Below are 16,513 nucleotides of genomic sequence, written 5' to 3'. Positions count from 1 at the left end.
AAACCAACGTTTGCCGGAAGACATGGTTACTTCTGACGGTGCGGTACCTAACCTGCAGTACAGCCAGAAATGACGATGCTCGATACAATGCGAGGGACTATGGCATCTAAATAAAGGGGATTTTTATGCTGATCGGCTATGTAAGGGTGTCAACAAATGACCAGAACACCTCGCTGCAAAGAAATGCACTGGAAAGCGCAGGATGTGTACAAATATTTGAAGACAAAATAAGCGGAACAAAAGCGGAAAGGCCGGGCCTTAAGCGTTTATTACGGACCTTATCGGAGGGGGATACGCTGGTTGTCTGGAAGCTTGATCGTCTCGGGCGGAGCATGCGCCACCTGGTGACAATGATCGAAGAGCTACGCAATCGCGGTGTTAACTTCCGCAGCCTGACAGACAGCATTGATACCTCAACACCTATGGGGCGCTTTTTCTTTCACGTCATGGGGGCGCTGGCAGAAATGGAGAGGGAGTTAATCGTTGAGCGCACCCGCGCCGGTTTGGTTGCAGCTCGCGCAGAAGGAAGGATAGGCGGGAGGCGACCAAAACTGACAAAGCAGCAATGGGAACAGGCGGGAAGACTGATAGCCGCAGGGGAGAAACGACAGCGGGTGGCTATTATTTTTGATGTTGGAATGTCGACGCTTTATAAAAAGTTCCCTTCAGCAAGAAGGGAACATGAAGGGGCTTAAGGCATCACTAAAACAGACCGTTGAGCGAGTCTTTCACCTGGTTTATCGCATTATTTGCACTCGTCTTTAACCCGGCCAGGGCATCGCTGACGGTCGAGCTTTGCAGCTTCTCCCTGTAATCCGCATCGACACGGCTCAGGCTGAGGGTAAATTCGATTTTTTTTGGATTCCCAAATCGGTCGAACTCGGACTTGCCCCGCTCCAGACGTGTTAAAACGTACATACCATAAATACGCCCCGTACCCTCAATAAGGGGCCATGGGCGCCCTGCGTAGCCGATAGTTTCAAGGGCTGACAGCGAGAGATTTCCACCGGTGATTTCCGGGTAAAGGACGCCTGACAGCGTTATATTGTCATCACCAGCCCCAATGTACTGCCAGCCAGCTGACTGGTTAACCCGCTCGTTTTTTACGTGCCTCCACTCCTGCGAGTGCTGGAGTTGCTGGTAAGGGGTGGTGCGCAGCATAAAAACGAACATTCCAAAAACCATCATCATAATCGTCACCTAATCTCTGTCGCGGAAAGAACCACGGTTAATTCTGCCGGTGCTGGCCATTGCATCACGCACAACATTGCGCATCATTCTTTCCAGCTCCTGATCCGTGCGCTTACCAACATCGTTAAAGGTAATGTTAAAAATTGGGGCGCTGCCGGTCGGAGCGGTAACGGGAGCTGATACCGGGGCCTGTGTGGCTGCTGTCGCTGAAATAATGCCGCCAGCTGCGGGCGTTGCCACTCGCGGTACTGATTGCGGCGTAACGCGCGCTTCCTGATATGCGCCACGCAAAGCCAGAGCACGCGGCAGGTTTTTGAAAATAATGTCACCCGGCCCGACTTTCTTGGTGTTGTCAGCGGTTGCTTTTGTATTGTCTGCGATGCTTTGCAGACGTCTTTGCGTACCGGTATTTCCTGACAGTGGCGAGGCCGCAGGTGGTGCGCCAGTAGTAACTGGCGACTCTGCTTTTTTGGGGGCAACTTTAGCCATATCACCGGCAAGGAAAGCCACCTTATCCTGAAGGAGGGCGGAGCGTTGCGCATCCTCAATTTTCTTGCGCGCCCTCTCTGCTTCATCGGGTAATACACCAAGTTTTTCAAGTATCCAGCCAAGGGTATCAAGAAGCATCTTGGCTGGGGTCAGTACGAGATTTATTGCACCGCCGAGCACGTTACCGAAGATCTCGCCAGCGCTCGTGCATTTATCAAGCGTCTCCTTGCTGGTCTGCACTGGCGATAAGAGGTTCGTAAACCACTGCCAGACGGATTTAACCCCATCACTGATCATGTCAAAGATGGGGGAAAAGGTGGCAAAGGTATCCCTGAGAGGAGAGATCGCCTGCATAACTCCGGTAAACACACCGAGGAAAAACGCCTTAATGGGTTCCCAGTATCGCCAGATTAGCAATCCCGCAGCGACAAATGCGGCGCCAATCAGGCCTATTGGACTGAGTAAAAAAGATAAAGCCCCACCAAGAATAGATACCGCACCGGTGATCATGCCCCAGATTGCTGGTAAGCCAGTGAGGCGCAACAGCAACATGCCAATGTTTTTAGTCAGCGATCCCAAAAGTGCGCCAGGAGACAGGAATGCAGTAAGCAGACCAGAGCGAACCGCGGGGAGAATAGCTGAAATTCTTCCCAGTTTAGGTGCGATTCCTGACAGTAAGACGGACCACCCTCTGACGTTCGCCATGGCCGGGCCCGCGGCAGTGCCGAGAGTGCGAAAAGCTGCAATGGTGCCGAGTAGCCCGCGACCACCGGTCAGCAGTGAAAAACCGAGCTGTAGTTTGGTGAGGGGGCCAATAAGAATACCCATCGCCAGTGATGCAGCGCCAATTGCCGCCACCAGTGCAAGTGCCCCACCCACAACCAGAATGATTGTTTGTGCCAGGCGGGGGTTTTCTTTTACCCAAGTGCTGGCAGCGGTGATCATATCGCTAAGCCCCTGAGTGAGAGAGCGCAGAGGGCCGTCGGCAGTCTCCTCAATCTGAATGCGGAAACCTTCCCATGCGCTGTCCAGGTTTTTCAGATCACCGCTGAGGTTGTCAGCCATGACCTTCGCTGCCTTCTGCGCTTCGCCCTGAGAGCCGCGCAAATCGGCAAGGAGTTTTTGCAGCTCACCGCTACCAGCCGATCTTACCAGCGCCTGAAATGACTTTGCTGCTTCCTCGCCCGCTATGTCTTTAAAGAATGACAACTGGTCTGTGTCGCCGTACTTTTTGATAGATTTATAAATATCAGACAAGACCACTTCGGCCGGTCGCATTTTCCCGGTGGCATCGGCAACAGAAACGCCCAATTCTTTCAGGGCTGCCTGGGCTTTACCTGTTGGTGCGGCCAGACGCGAGAAGGTGGTTTGCAGTCCCGTACCTGCAATACTGCCGCGCAGGCCAACGTTCGCCATTACGCCGATCATGGCGGTTGTGCGTTCAACATCAACGCCAAGACCGGCCATCCCCGTTCCTGCATACTTCATCGCCTCACCGATGTTCATTAAATCGGTGTTAGTACGGGTAAATGCTGCGGTCAAAACATCGCTGACCCGATCCATTTCCTTTGGATCGAGACGGAACTGCGAAAGAATGTTGGAGCTGATGTCGGCACTTTCACCAAGATCCATGCCGCCAGCCAGCGCCATATTCAGAACGCCAGGCAATGCAGCCTGAATAGCTTCTGGAGTAAAGCCAGCCATTGCAAGAAACGCCTGCCCACTGGCAGCATCTCGTGAAGTAAATGCAGTTTCTGCACCGAGTTTTTTAGCCTGCGCGCGCAGATCCCCCATTTGGGAAGAGTCTTTATTAAGGCGGGTTAATGCCTGAACGCGTGACATTTCCTCGTCGAAACCAATTGCAGGCGCCAGGAATGATCCGCCAGCGTAACCCGCAGCAGCGGTGCCGAGCATCATCCCCATACCCGCCCCGCGAAGTTTGCCCGCAGTCTCTTTTGCCCGATCGTATCTGGCCTGGGCTTTCTGAGTAGCAGCCAGCTGGCGGCGTTCGCGCTCAAGTGTCTGGTTGTATTGCTCCGTGCGCCTGATGGCACTCTGGATGGCGCCGCTGCCGGTGGTGAGGTTAACGCCATGCTGGCGCACTGCCTGTGCAGCTGTGCGAAGCTGCGTCGTTTGCCTGCCGTATGTTTCAGTCAGCCGGGAAAGTTTGGTGCGAAGTGACTCAAGTCGCGCCGTCTGGGCTTCAGTAAGCTGGCCGCCTTCGCGTTGTTTCTGGTTGAGACCGTCAAAGGCCCGCTGGGTGCTTTTCAGCTTCAGCGCAGTGTCATTGGCTTGCGAGCGCAGCTTATCAAATGACGTTGCGCTTTTTTCCAGGTCTTTGATAGAGGACTGTGTTTTTTTGAGGGAGTCAGAAAGGCCGCCAATGGCTTTACTGGCGGCGCTGACCGGGCGGGTGAGCTTGTCAATTGCACTGAAAGCAACGCGAATACTAAGATCCATCGTCGTCATCCTCCTTCTCATGGTTACCGCTTCTGATGGCCGCCCGTTCGCGCCAGGCCATCAGCTCGCGCAACTCCATGCTGTGCATTTCGGAGGGCGGCCAGTGAAATATCACAGCGATGTCAGCGATCAGATCGTCGACATCGCTGAATACTGCCTCTCTTACTTGCTCGCCGTCGCCGCCTCGCTCGGTGCGGACGGCGCCGCTTTCGTCAAAAAAGGCGTAATTTCTTCGCACAGCGCCGTAAAGTCGCCGGTCGCCATTGAGGAAATATCAGTGGTTGTCAGCTGAGGCGCGGTGACGCGTGTCAGCAGAGTTGATACCGCGTCATAGTCGAAGTTGAGAACATCAACCAGCCGCAGCCCGCGCAGTGAGCCAGCTTGCTTGATTGTGTCGGTGATTGCGACGGATTTGATTTCCTGGTCGCCGCGTTTAATGGGTTGGCTGAGAGTTACTGACATTATATTTTCTCCGGGCGGCCAGGCTGGCCGCCATTGGTAGTGGTTAAAAAATGATTACTGGCCGAGGCCCAGGGCGGACGCAATGCGGTCCGGGTAGAGACTCTTGCCGTTGCGCTTGTAGATGAAGTTCAGCAGGTCGATTTCCAGCAAAGGCTTGTCATCCACGGAGAGCTTGTAATACGTATTTTTGAGCGCATAAGTATGGCTGGTGTCATCACCCTGCTTGGCTTCGCCCTGGTCAACTTCGGTAATACGTCCGCGCATCTCGATCTCAAGCAGGGAACTTGTTCCACCGCTGTAGATCTCACCGACAAAGCGCGTGCGTAGTTCGTCAATGTCCCCGCCCCATTTCAGGATCAGCTCTTCGACCATGCCGCCAACAACCATTGATGCATCCAGTGCACCTGAATCAAGGCCGAGGTCGACAGCAGCGGAGCCAAGCATCCCGCCACCCTGGTAATCTTCCGTTTTACGGGTAATTTTGGGGAGCGTGACGCTGGGGATTTTCCCGATGTAGTTGTCACCATCGACAAACATCGTGAACAGGCGGAGTTTCTTCGGAATAGCCATTTATGCACCTCCCAGCGATGCAAAGGCTGGTTCGTAATACTGATCGGTAAACGTCTGGATCAGCGTTAAATCTTCCAGCGGTGGTACGGGGCTGTAGTTGTAGCGAACAACGGCTTTACCCTGGCGAATACCGGTGGTCGGGTTATCGACAATATCAAACCAGCATGCAGCACCAATCAGTTTGCCAGCAGTAACCAGCGCCTGAAGCTTGGCATTGATCCCACTCACGACGTCTTTGACGTTAGCCGGGGTAAGAGGTTTGTCCACGGTGGTGAACTGTGCTTCCGCGATGCTGTCCGCCAGAATTTGGGCCGTACGGGTAAACACCTCGAAAATATACTCTTCGGTGTCGGTGGTGCGGTTCCCCCAGAACCGGAAGCCGTCGCGTTTGATCAGCGTGGTAATCTCGTTGGCGTTCAGCTCGTTGGCGTCGGAGTCCTCCGCCTGTAACGCCCAGAACACATCTTTGGAGATACCCAGGACGTTTTTCACCGCAACGTTAGAAAGTGACTTGTGCCAGCCCTGCTCATTGTCAATCAGTGCCCGCAGGCCAAGCGCATAGGCAACAGCCGGGAACTCTTCATTAACGCCGGTCTGCGGGTTGTAGGCGATGAAGTTAGGCCAAATCATCATCCCTTCACGTTCGGCAAACTGCTCGCGGTAGGTTTTCGCTTCGGCAATAGTCTCGCAGCTATCGCAGTAACTGTAAGAGAATGCACGCAGCTGCTTCGCAATTACGCGCAGCTGTGCGGTTACTTCCTGCGTGTCGTACATCGGAATGCCGAGGATACGAGGGCGATAACCGGTTTTCTGCTCTGCGGTCAGCAGGGCAAACATCCCGGTATAGCTTCCGTCAGCCTGTGTGCCACCGATAATGAGCTGGGATTGAGTTTTGGCATTTTCTCCTTCCTTTGCTTCGGCGACACGAACAACAATTACACGTGTGCTGACCTGGTCGGAAATAGCCTTGAGAGATTTATACAGTGAGCCTGTTTTGCCCGCCTTACCCAGCACGCTAATCACGCGAGTGATCAGGACTGGCGTATCAAGTGGAAAGGTGAGGGGATCGGCATCATCGGCCACCGCAACCAGACCAATGACCGTTGAATCAATGTCATTGATCGCGGTCTGGAGGTCGGTGTTTTCTTTGGTGCGCGCCCCGTGGAAAAAGTTGTCGGTCATACTCTACCGCCATCATGTTTAGTGAGTTCATGGTGATATTCGCTGAATTCTGGGCGGCAAACACGTTGCGATGGATGTAGCAGAAAGGCGACAACAAAAGGCTGTTTGTCCTATCGCGCGCGCATGGAAATATTTGCGAGAGGAGAAAGCGATGGCACTGACAACTGACGCAATAGAGAGCGCAAAAAGCCTGCTGAATGCAGGTGCTGAGAAATTCAAAAATTATCCTGGCGACCTGTCACGTGTGCCAGCGTTTAACGTCATGCTTGGCGGCAAGGCGCTGATCATGCTGGATGAGAAAATACTCTCGTTAGAATTAACAGATAACAGGGGCTTTAATGCTGATGAACTGACTATCACTGTTGATGACAGCCAGGGAGATATTGAGTTACCGCCACGTGGCGCTGAATTATCGGTAGCGATAGGCTGGCAGGGAGAAAAACTGGTACACAAAGGGATTTTCATCGTGGATGAAATTGCGCACTCAGGGCCGCCGGACCGTATCGAGATCACGGCCAGAAGTGCAGATTTCCGCGATGAATTTAACGTTAAGCGGGAGGTGTCGTGGCATGACGTTACAGTAGAGCGCATCGTCTCTGCTATAGCTCACAGGTACAAGTTAAAACCTCTCATCTCAGAGCAACTGATGTCCGCCGAGATCGATCATGCAGATCAGACGCAGGAAAGCGATATGTCGTTTCTGACGCGCATGGCGGAAATGCTGGGCGCTATTGCAACTGTGAAAAATGGTTACCTGCTCTTCATCCTGCCTGGTGGTGGTGTTAGCGCAAACGGCAGAGCGTTGCCGGAGTTTTCCATCACGCGCAGCAGCGGAGATCGCCATTCTTTCCGGATTGCAGATCGCGACGCATACACTGGCGTGCAGGCGTACTGGCTTGATATGGAATTCGGGAAAAAGAAAAAGGTTACTGTTAAAAAGCGGAAGAAAACCGCAGACAAAAAGCCGCGTAGCAGCAGCCGGGAAGGGGACTATATTGCCGGTGAAGATGGTAACGTTTTTGTACTCCGTACGACGTACAGCAGTGAGATGGCCGCACAACGTGCAGCAGCTGCAAAATGGCAACAACTCCAGCGCGGAGCTGCTGAGTTCTCTCTCACCCTGGCTTACGGGCGCGCGGATCTTTATCCGGAGATGCACGGAACGGTAACGGAGTTCAAAGATGTCATTGACGGCCAGGACTGGATAATTGCGAAGGCGAGCCACACTATTGACGATGGTGGGTTTAAAACACGTCTGGAACTGGAAGCAAAAATACCTGAATGGATTGCAGAAACCGAATCATAGCGGCCATAATATGAGCGAGTTCAACTCCCGCCATGGGAGGCCATTATGTTTAAGTGTCCTGTTTGTGGTGCCGTCGCTCGTACGCGCACCAGTCGCCCTCTTAGTGAAATGACAGTCCGGCATTATCACCAGTGCCAGAATTTCGAATGCAGTATTACGTTTACTACGCTCAACAGCGTTGAGAAACTGGTAACCAAACGCGCCCCCCGCGAAAAGTTACCGGCTGATTTCATCCCATCAGATGCCTTCCCCGCTTCGCATTATGGAAGCAGTCAACTCAGCCTCGCAGTATGAAGAAAACCCCGCATTTGCGGGGTTTTGCTTGAGAAGCAATCAGCAGAAAATGATAATTACCGCTCTTACCAATGGAAGTGGGGAACGAAAATGAGAAAAACCATGGTTTTACTGGCATTAATCGGGCTCGTAGGGTGTAAGCCTAGTGTTGATAAGGCTATTGAACTGGCGCAGAAAGAGGTTGCCGCGGATACAAGAGATCCAGATAGCGCAAAATTTCGATATATGCGTTTTGTGCAAACAGAAGAAACAAAAGATGGTGAGGTTAAGGGGATCGTATGCGGGCAGCTGAATGCGAAAAATGGGTTTGGGGCTTACGCTGGTTTTTCTCCCTTCCTGGTCGAAATAAACATGGTTCCTAAGGGCGCATTCTCAAAGGGTGTAACCTACTCAATCTTAAGAAAAGAAATTTACACAGGTTTAGATAGAACGACGCCAAAAGATTACGAGAAATTGTGCGGCCCAGAAGAGTCGGCCGCACAATAGAAGGCCACTGTTACAGTGGCATTAAAATGTCGATATGGTCACAGTGTGGACACTGGCTGATAAAAATCCTTTTTTATCAGTTGGATGGGAGCAGGCTTGGCGCACCATCCCTGTCTTCCCCCACATGATGTGGGGGTTTTTTTTGTCCTTTATTTAGCAAATTCTCCGCTAAAGCGATCCGCTATACTAGCCCCAGAGAACCTCTGGAGCGCATATGAATCAATCCTATGGCCGGCTGATTAGTCGGGCGGCAATTGCTGCAACGGTGATGGCATCGCTGTTGCTGGTGATAAAAATTTTCGCATGGTGGTACACGAGTTCCGTCAGTATTCTGGCGGCGTTGGTCGATTCGCTGGTGGATATTGCGGCATCGCTGACTAACCTGCTGGTGGTGCGTTATTCACTGCAGCCCGCCGATGAAGAGCACACCTTCGGTCATGGGAAAGCGGAATCGCTGGCGGCATTGGCGCAAAGTATGTTTATTTCTGGATCGGCGCTTTTTCTGTTTCTGACCGGTATCGACCATCTGGTGCGTCCGGAACCCATGAATCAGCCGGGAATCGGGATTATTGTCACTATTATCGCGCTTTTTAGCACCATTGTGCTGGTGACGTTTCAGCGCTGGGTGGTGCGCCGCACGCAAAGCCAGGCGGTGCGCGCAGATATGCTACATTATCAATCAGATGTTATGATGAACGGTGCCATTCTGGTCGCGCTGGGGCTATCGTGGTACGGCTGGCACCGGGCTGATGCGCTGTTTGCATTAGGTATTGGCGTCTATATTTTATATAGCGCATTGCGTATGGGTTATGAAGCGGTGCAGTCGCTGCTGGATCGCGCGTTGCCAGACGAAGAGCGCAAAGAAATTATCTCTATCGTGACGAGCTGGCCAGGCGTCAGTGGGGCTCACGATCTTCGCACGCGGCAGTCAGGGCCGACCCGCTTTATTCAGATTCATTTGGAAATGGAAGACAACCTACCGCTGGTTCAGGCGCATCTGGTGGCTGAGCAGGTAGAGCAAGCAATTTTGCTGCGTTTTCCGGGATCCGATGTCATTATTCATCAGGATCCGTGCTCGGTTGTTCCGCAGGGACGACAAGGGCGTTTTGAACTTTCGTAATCGGATGAAAAGGAGTGGGCCTGGCGGGCATTTTTTGTATAATTTACCGCCGTTTGGTCTGACCTGAATCAATTCAGCACGAAGCTCTTGTTATACTATGGCTCTATAGAGTCGTTCACTCCCTTCAGGTGGGAGCGCTTCGGGCAGAAGAATTAATTATTAGCATTCCTAAGTTCAGAGGTAGTCATGATTAAGAAAATCGGTGTGTTGACAAGTGGCGGTGATGCCCCAGGCATGAACGCGGCGATCCGTGGCGTTGTGCGCGCAGCGTTATCGGAAGGACTGGAAGTTTTTGGTATATATGACGGCTACCTGGGTCTGTATGAAGATCGTATGGTTCAGCTCGACCGTTACAGCGTTTCCGATATGATCAACCGCGGTGGTACTTTCCTCGGTTCCGCTCGTTTCCCGGAATTCCGTGACGAAAATATCCGTCAGGTGGCTATCGAGAACATGAAAAAACGCGGCCTGGATGCGCTGGTTGTTATCGGTGGTGACGGTTCCTACATGGGTGCAAAACGCCTGACGGAAATGGGCTTCCCATGCGTGGGCCTGCCGGGCACTATCGACAACGATATTAAAGGCACCGACTACACCATCGGTTTCTTCACCGCGCTGGGTACCGTCGTTGAAGCCATTGACCGTCTGCGCGACACCTCCTCTTCGCACCAACGTATCTCTATCGTTGAAGTGATGGGCCGCTACTGTGGCGACCTGACCCTTGCGGCAGCTATCGCCGGCGGCTGTGAGTTCGTTGTTGTACCTGAAGTGGAATTCAGCCGCGAAGATCTGGTCGCGGAAATCAAAGCGGGTATTGCGAAAGGTAAGAAACACGCGATTGTTGCTATCACCGAGCACATCTGCGACGTTGACGAGCTGGCGAAGTACATCGAGACGGAAACCAAGCGTGAGACCCGTGCAACCGTTCTGGGCCACATTCAGCGCGGTGGTTCACCTTGCCCTTACGACCGCATCCTGGCGTCGCGTATGGGCTCGTACGCTATCGACCTGCTGCTGCAGGGCCACGGTGGCCGTTGTGTTGGTATCCAGAACGAGAAACTGGTTCACCACGACATCATCGATGCCATCGAGAACATGAAGCGTCCGTTCAAGACCGACTGGCTGGACTGCGCGAAAAAACTGTACTGATTTCGCATCAGCGACAAACAAAAAGGCCTTCTCATTGAGAAGGCCTTTTTACTGTCTGGCAGTCGATTACTCGATGTCGAGCGGATCTTCCGACAGGATGATACCAGTGTTGTCGGCATACAGATGGTCGCCGGAGAAGAAGGTCACGCCGCCGAAATTGACGCGAACGTCGCTTTCGCCAATGCCTTCACCTGCTGCACCCACCGGAATAGCGGCCAGCGCCTGGATGCCCAGATCGAGATCTACCAAGTCATCGACCTGACGCACGGCACCGTAGACCACAATGCCTTCCCACTCATTCTGCATGGCAAGACGGCCCAAATCGGCATCGATCAGGGCGCGACGGACAGAACCGCCACCATCGACCAGTAGAATGCGACCACGGCCGTTCTGTTCGAGCATATCGTACAGCAACCCGTTATCCTCGAAACACTTCACCGTGATTATCTGTCCACCAAACGATGACCGTCCCCCAAAGTTGGAGAACAGCGGTTCTACGACGTTGACATCTTCCTGGTACATGTCACAAAGCTCGGAGGTATCGTATTTCATAGGCTTAACTTCAGTTGCTGCGAGAATTTTTAGTATATCGCGCCTGGCGCTCTGTTTGCAAAATCATCAATTGTTAATTGATATTTGTCAGTTACGCGAGGACCCGGCTTAGCACTATTCCCACGACAAACAACAGGTTAGTCAGCAGCGCACCTTTCACGGTTTTTTCCAGCATCGGACGCATCGCGACCGGATCCTGCTCGCGCAGAATATAGCGTGCCTGCTTCACCAGCAGCGGTGCGGCAAGAATAAACAGCCAGCCCCAGGCGCTGTGCAGCGAGATAAGGTTAAACAGCGCCAGACACAGCAGCGCACCCATCAGCAGGCAGGCGTGATAGCGGCGGGCAAGCTGAGGCCCCAGGCGTACCGCAAGCGTGTTCTTACCGTTCTCCCTGTCGCTGTTGATGTCGCGCAGGTTGTTGACGTTCAGTACGGCGGCAGCCAGCAGGCCACAGGCGGTGGCCGGCAGGAAAATGGCCGGGTGCAGGTTATGCGCCTGCAGATACCAACTCCCCATCACGCTCAGCCAGCCGAAGAACACCAGCACCGAGATATCGCCAAGGCCAATGTAACCGTACGGGCGGGTGCCCACGGTGTAGGTGATGGCGGCGATGATTGAGAGCCCACCCAGCACCAGGAAACCAATGAAATCGCCGATACCCTGCCAGGCTGCGAACAGCAGTCCCAGGCCACACAGACAGATTAGCGCCACGGTAACGATCAGTGCGCGTTTCATCTGCTGCTGGGTGATAACCCCTTTCTGCATCCCGCGCAGCGGCCCGATGCGGTCAGGCTTATCGCTGCCTTTGACGGCATCACCGTAGTCGTTTGCGAGGTTCGACAGGATCTGCAGCAGACCGGCGGTAATCAGCGACAACACGGCGACCAGCGGGTCGAAATGGCCTTGCCACCAGGCGAGCGTGGTCCCGACAACAATCGCGGCAAACGCGAGAGGTAACGTTTTAGGGCGCAGGCTTTCCAGCCAGGCCCGAGTGCGGCTAATGGGTTGCGATTCAGTCATAAATAGCGCCAATAAAAATGGGGGCCAATAGCCCCCATCAACAAAGATGAAAATGCATTTACCGCGATTATAGAATAAAACGGCTCAGATCTTCATCTGCCACCAATGCATCTAAATGTTTACTCACGTAATCTGCATCGATAGTAATGGTCTGACCGCCGAGATCGCTGGCATCGTAAGAGATGTCTTCGACCAGGCGCTCCAGTACGGTGTGCAGACGGCGAGCACCGATGTTTTCGGTGGTCTCGTTCACCTGCCAGGCGGCCTGCGCAATGCGTTTAATACCGTCCTGAGTGAATTCAATGTTCACGCCTTCGGTTGCCATCAGCGCTTTGTACTGTACGGTTACAGAAGCGTTTGGCTCGGTCAGAATACGCTCGAAATCTTCGGTGGTCAGCGCCTGCAGCTCAACGCGGATTGGCAGACGACCCTGCAGCTCTGGGATCAGATCTGACGGGCTGGCAACCTGGAATGCGCCAGAAGCGATGAACAGGATATGATCGGTTTTGACCATGCCATGCTTGGTGGAGACGGTGCAGCCTTCCACCAGCGGCAGCAGGTCGCGCTGTACGCCTTCACGGGACACGTCCGGGCCGGAGCTGTTGCCGCCGCGCTTACAGATTTTGTCGATTTCGTCGATGAACACGATACCGTGCTGCTCAACGGCGTCGATGGCGTCCTGCTTCAGCTCTTCCGGGTTAACCAGCTTCGCGGCTTCTTCTTCAATCAGGAGCTTCATCGCGTCTTTGATTTTAAGCTTACGCGGTTTCTGCTTCTGACCGCCCAGGTTCTGGAACATGGACTGCAGCTGGCTGGTCATCTCTTCCATACCCGGAGGCGCCATAATCTCAACGCCCATCGGCGCGGCAGCGAGATCGATTTCAATCTCTTTATCGTCGAGCTGGCCTTCACGCAGTTTTTTGCGGAATGCCTGACGGGCTGCAGACGGTTCCTGAGCGGCTTCGGCCTGGCCCCAGTTGTTCTTAGCCGGTGGGATCAGCACGTCGAGAATACGCTCTTCCGCCATCTCTTCGGCGCGGTAGCGGTTTTTCTCAATGGACTGAACGCGAACCATCTTGATAGCAGAATCGGTCAGATCGCGGATGATAGAATCCACTTCTTTCCCGACATAGCCCACTTCAGTGAACTTGGTTGCTTCAACTTTGATGAACGGCGCATTGGCGAGCTTCGCCAGACGACGGGCGATTTCGGTTTTACCGACGCCGGTTGGGCCGATCATCAGAATGTTTTTCGGGGTGACTTCGTGGCGCAGCTCTTCATCCAGCTGCATACGGCGCCAGCGGTTACGCAAGGCGATAGCCACAGAGCGTTTGGCAGCGTCCTGACCAATGATGTGTTTGTTCAGTTCGCTCACAATTTCGCGTGGGGTCATTTCAGACATGGGAGATCCTTACGCTTTAGAGGTCAATTCTTCGATGGTGTGGAAATGGTTGGTGTAGATGCAGATATCACCTGCAATATCCAACGCTTTAACCGCGATGTCGCGGGCGCCCATATCGGTGTTTTCCAGCAGCGCACGGGCCGCAGCCTGCGCATAAGGGCCACCGGAACCAATGGCGATAAGATCGTTTTCTGGCTGCACAACGTCACCGTTACCGGTGATGATGAGCGAGGCGTTTTCATCCGCCACCGCCAGCAGCGCTTCGAGCTTGCGCAGCATCCGGTCGGTACGCCAGTCTTTTGCCAGCTCAACGGCGGCTTTCACCAGGTGGCCCTGGTGCATTTCCAGTTTACGTTCAAACAGTTCAAACAGCGTGAAGGCATCTGCAGTACCGCCCGCAAAACCGGCGATGACTTTGTCGTTGTACAGACGGCGGACTTTTTTCACGTTGCCTTTCATGACGGTATTGCCAAGCGTGGCCTGACCATCACCGGCAATCACAACATGACCGTTGCGGCGAACACTAACTATTGTTGTCACGAGCAGACCCCCTGGGTGTAAATCGAAATACGCGCCCCGCACAGTGTACGGGGCAGAATGCAATTATAGATGGGGGAGAATTTAGGGGTTTCAACCCCCGGCGCCGAGACGAATGCAGTTTGAGTGTCCGGCAACCTTCAGACGGCTGAGGACTCCGTCGGCATTATCTTTACCTTTCAACGGCCCAATGACCACGCGATTCCAGCCGTTGTTGGTGGTGATGCGTGAGTCAAAACCTTCGAACGCGAGCTGTGCACGCACGGTTTCGGCCTGGTCAGCGCCTTTAAACGAACCACACTGTACCATCCAGCGGCGCTCGTCTTTCTTCTCCGCCGTGGCTTTTGGTGCTTCTGGCTCACGGGTAACCGGTGCGGCCTGCTGCGCTTTTGGCTGCTGTGCGGCCGTGTGCGCAGGGGTCTGCAACAGATCCTGGTACGGCTGCTGGCTGGTCGTGGCCGCTTTTGGCGGCGGGGTCTGACGCGGTGGCGTCTGTACCGTCTGTGTCTGCTGGTATGGCTGCTCCGCTACACGAGGAGCGGTGCGCGGCTGCTGTACCGGCTGAGTTTGCGACCACTGCTGCTGTGTCTGCTGCTGCTGTTGTTGCGCCTGGTTTTGCTGTTGAGCTAAACGCTGACGCTGCAACGTCTGCTGACGCTGCGCCGGGGTCTGTTCATTCCACGGGACTTCGGTCAGCTGCGTCGGCTGCTGGCGCATATCTGCCTGCATTTGTGCGAGCAACTGGCGCTGCTCATCCGTCAACTGCTGAGCGTTTTTCACTTCGCCGCCGGCAGAAGGTTCCGTTGGCGCACGGACGCCTGGCTGACGTGTTTCCAGCTCTTTAATGTAACGCCAGCGCTCTTCCGGTTTTGGCGGAAGGCCGTTACCCGTCACCTGACGACCCTGCAGGGTGTCAGCTTCCTCTTTCTTGTGGTGGGTAATAAAGTACAGGCCACCGATAAAGGCCACCAGCACCGCTGCCGCAATGGCAACCATAGCGGGTGAAACGGAAGGAAAGCTGCTTTGCTTTTTCCTCGAGTTCCGTGAGGGGCTCTTTTTGCGCCGCGAAGGAGCCGGTTGGCTGCGGCGTACATAATCTCGTTGTGCCACTATCGTTTCGCTGTATTTATTCGTTCATCAGCCCGCCATGTTACTTAAGCGGCGGGGCTTTGACCAGAAGACCGAGTCCGAAAGCTATTTACTTTAGGGGTTTATTTTTCGTGTGCTGCCGCGAACGACCAGTTCACAGTCCAGCAGGCGCGATCCGCTACTGACGTTTTGCCCGTGGAGCTGGTCAAGTAACAGTAGCATCGCTTCCTGACCAATGCGGAAACGCGGCTGCGCCACGGTGCTGAGCGGCGGGTCGCAAAACTCGGAAAGTGAGATGTTATCGAAGCCGATAATCGACAAATCTTCCGGCACCCGGATCCCGTGACGCTTTGCCCACGAGAGCGCCCCGAGCGCCATGATATCGCTATGGCAGAAGACCGCCGTTGGCGGTTTTGGCAGCGCCATCAGCTGAGCCAGCGCCTGACCGCCCGCTTCAAAGGAGAAATTGCCGCGCGCAATATAGTGGGGGTCAACCGTTAAGCCGCTGCGGCGCAGGGCCTGCACGTAACCCTGCAGACGATAATGGCACAGCGGCATCTCTTCTGGCCCGGCGATACAGCCAATTCGCTGATGCCCCAGCTCATGAAGATAGTTCACCGCGTTAAACGCCGCCGTCAGGTTATCGATATGCACCGTTGGCAGTTCCAGTTCTGGCGCAAATTCGTTGGCCATCACCATCGGGGGCAGATTCCGTTGCTCCTCAATGCTGGCATCAAACGGCAGGCGAGAGCCGAGCAGCAGCATGCCGTCAATTTGTTTGGTAATGATGAGATCGATGAAGGTTTTTTCCTGCTGATTCTGATGGGCGCAGTCGCCAATCAGCACCAGGTAACCCTGCTGGGCCGCCGTCACTTCGATACCGCGAATGATTTCGCTGAAGAAGGGGTCACAGATATCCGGCACAATCACCAGAATCGTTCGCGACTCATTGCGCTTCGTGTTGCGCCCGAGGGATTGCGGGAGATAACCCACTTCCAGCGCCGCCTGCTGCACGCGGTTACGGGTACTCTGCGACACTTTATCGGGATTCATTAACGCGCGGGACACGGTTGCCGTCGAGACGTTTGCCTTGAGGGCGACGTCCTTCATGGTTGCTGAGACAACCTCTTTTTTGGGTTTCACCTGAACTCTCCTCGCTGATGGGCGCAGAGACATCCGCTGTCTCTGACATCAGCCCACATT

General features: G+C 54.1%; 18 protein-coding genes. 6 read left to right on the top strand and 12 right to left on the bottom strand.

Annotated features, from left to right (window positions below; genetic code table 11):
• Nucleotides 1-125: 125 nt before the first annotated feature.
• The gene (locus GYRE_RS04235) at nucleotides 126-695 is read left to right on the top strand and encodes a recombinase family protein (protein WP_038253296.1); all 570 of its coding nucleotides are present in this window, start codon (nucleotides 126-128) and stop codon (nucleotides 693-695) included.
• A gap of 7 nt (nucleotides 696-702) precedes the next feature.
• Here the strand turns inward: GYRE_RS04235 and GYRE_RS04230 are convergent, their stop codons facing one another.
• From GYRE_RS04230 to GYRE_RS04210, 6 genes are read right to left on the bottom strand one after another with little or no spacing between them, the layout of a single operon-like run.
• Nucleotides 703-1,191 (bottom strand): phage tail protein, encoded by a 489-nt coding sequence (locus tag GYRE_RS04230; protein WP_023307196.1) that lies wholly within the window; start codon nucleotides 1,189-1,191, stop codon nucleotides 703-705.
• A 9-nt stretch (nucleotides 1,192-1,200) separates the two neighbouring features.
• Nucleotides 1,201-4,140, bottom strand: coding sequence for a phage tail tape measure protein (locus tag GYRE_RS04225; RefSeq protein WP_081874629.1), 2,940 nt, complete (start codon nucleotides 4,138-4,140; stop codon nucleotides 1,201-1,203).
• Nucleotides 4,130-4,273, bottom strand: coding sequence for a GpE family phage tail protein (locus tag GYRE_RS23515; protein WP_039268621.1), 144 nt, complete (start codon nucleotides 4,271-4,273; stop codon nucleotides 4,130-4,132). The genes GYRE_RS04225 and GYRE_RS23515 overlap by 11 nt, the downstream gene beginning before the upstream one ends.
• Before the next feature lie 29 nt (nucleotides 4,274-4,302).
• The gene (locus tag GYRE_RS04220; protein ID WP_010835089.1) at nucleotides 4,303-4,602 is read right to left on the bottom strand and encodes a phage tail assembly protein; all 300 of its coding nucleotides are present in this window, start codon (nucleotides 4,600-4,602) and stop codon (nucleotides 4,303-4,305) included.
• Nucleotides 4,603-4,656: 54 nt separating this feature from the next.
• A complete protein-coding gene (locus GYRE_RS04215; RefSeq protein ID WP_038253288.1) occupies nucleotides 4,657-5,172 on the bottom strand; it encodes a phage major tail tube protein in 516 nt (171 codons plus the stop codon).
• The gene (locus GYRE_RS04210) at nucleotides 5,173-6,354 is read right to left on the bottom strand and encodes a phage tail sheath subtilisin-like domain-containing protein (protein ID WP_038253286.1); all 1,182 of its coding nucleotides are present in this window, start codon (nucleotides 6,352-6,354) and stop codon (nucleotides 5,173-5,175) included. It lies immediately after the preceding gene.
• A gap of 151 nt (nucleotides 6,355-6,505) precedes the next feature.
• Between GYRE_RS04210 and GYRE_RS04205 the strand changes: the two genes are divergently transcribed.
• The 5 genes from GYRE_RS04205 (at nucleotide 6,506) to pfkA (ending at nucleotide 10,709) form a co-directional block, all read left to right on the top strand.
• Nucleotides 6,506-7,660 carry a phage late control D family protein gene (locus GYRE_RS04205; protein ID WP_038253283.1) on the top strand — a complete coding sequence of 385 codons (1,155 nt, stop codon included), beginning with the start codon at nucleotides 6,506-6,508 and terminating at the stop codon, nucleotides 7,658-7,660.
• A gap of 45 nt (nucleotides 7,661-7,705) precedes the next feature.
• Nucleotides 7,706-7,954, top strand: coding sequence for an Ogr/Delta-like zinc finger protein (locus GYRE_RS23510; protein ID WP_063452938.1), 249 nt, complete (start codon nucleotides 7,706-7,708; stop codon nucleotides 7,952-7,954).
• Between the two features lie 90 nt (nucleotides 7,955-8,044).
• Nucleotides 8,045-8,440 (top strand): hypothetical protein, encoded by a 396-nt coding sequence (locus GYRE_RS04200; protein ID WP_038253280.1) that lies wholly within the window; start codon nucleotides 8,045-8,047, stop codon nucleotides 8,438-8,440.
• A gap of 214 nt (nucleotides 8,441-8,654) precedes the next feature.
• Complete coding sequence (gene fieF / locus GYRE_RS04195) at nucleotides 8,655-9,560, top strand: CDF family cation-efflux transporter FieF (protein WP_006817961.1); 906 nt, start codon at nucleotides 8,655-8,657, stop codon at nucleotides 9,558-9,560.
• A gap of 186 nt (nucleotides 9,561-9,746) precedes the next feature.
• Nucleotides 9,747-10,709 (top strand): 6-phosphofructokinase, encoded by a 963-nt coding sequence (gene pfkA, locus GYRE_RS04190; RefSeq protein WP_006817960.1) that lies wholly within the window; start codon nucleotides 9,747-9,749, stop codon nucleotides 10,707-10,709.
• Between the two features lie 66 nt (nucleotides 10,710-10,775).
• On the opposite strand, the gene rraA is transcribed toward pfkA, so the two are convergent.
• The 6 genes from rraA to cytR all read right to left on the bottom strand — a co-directional run bounded on the left by rraA (nucleotide 10,776) and on the right by cytR (nucleotide 16,453).
• Nucleotides 10,776-11,261 carry a ribonuclease E activity regulator RraA gene (gene rraA, locus GYRE_RS04185; RefSeq protein ID WP_006817959.1) on the bottom strand — a complete coding sequence of 162 codons (486 nt, stop codon included), beginning with the start codon at nucleotides 11,259-11,261 and terminating at the stop codon, nucleotides 10,776-10,778.
• A 91-nt stretch (nucleotides 11,262-11,352) separates the two neighbouring features.
• On the bottom strand, nucleotides 11,353-12,282 hold the full coding sequence (gene menA / locus GYRE_RS04180; RefSeq protein WP_006817958.1) for a 1,4-dihydroxy-2-naphthoate polyprenyltransferase: 930 nt from the start codon (nucleotides 12,280-12,282) through the stop codon (nucleotides 11,353-11,355).
• A 67-nt stretch (nucleotides 12,283-12,349) separates the two neighbouring features.
• The gene (hslU, locus tag GYRE_RS04175) at nucleotides 12,350-13,684 is read right to left on the bottom strand and encodes an ATP-dependent protease ATPase subunit HslU (RefSeq protein WP_006817957.1); all 1,335 of its coding nucleotides are present in this window, start codon (nucleotides 13,682-13,684) and stop codon (nucleotides 12,350-12,352) included.
• A gap of 9 nt (nucleotides 13,685-13,693) precedes the next feature.
• On the bottom strand, nucleotides 13,694-14,224 hold the full coding sequence (hslV, locus tag GYRE_RS04170; protein ID WP_038253276.1) for an ATP-dependent protease subunit HslV: 531 nt from the start codon (nucleotides 14,222-14,224) through the stop codon (nucleotides 13,694-13,696).
• Between the two features lie 90 nt (nucleotides 14,225-14,314).
• Entirely contained in the window at nucleotides 14,315-15,331 is a 1,017-nt protein-coding gene (gene ftsN, locus GYRE_RS04165; RefSeq protein WP_072009042.1) for a cell division protein FtsN, read from the bottom strand.
• Between the two features lie 93 nt (nucleotides 15,332-15,424).
• Nucleotides 15,425-16,453 (bottom strand): DNA-binding transcriptional regulator CytR, encoded by a 1,029-nt coding sequence (gene cytR, locus GYRE_RS04160; protein WP_038253270.1) that lies wholly within the window; start codon nucleotides 16,451-16,453, stop codon nucleotides 15,425-15,427.
• Between the last annotated feature and the right edge of the window lie 60 nt (nucleotides 16,454-16,513).

It is taken from the genome of Yokenella regensburgei ATCC 49455 (assembly GCF_000735455.1).
Classification (GTDB): Bacteria; Pseudomonadota; Gammaproteobacteria; order Enterobacterales; family Enterobacteriaceae; genus Yokenella; species Yokenella regensburgei.
The sequence above is the reverse complement of the archived record's forward strand: the minus strand, read 5'-3'. Positions and strand labels throughout refer to the sequence as shown.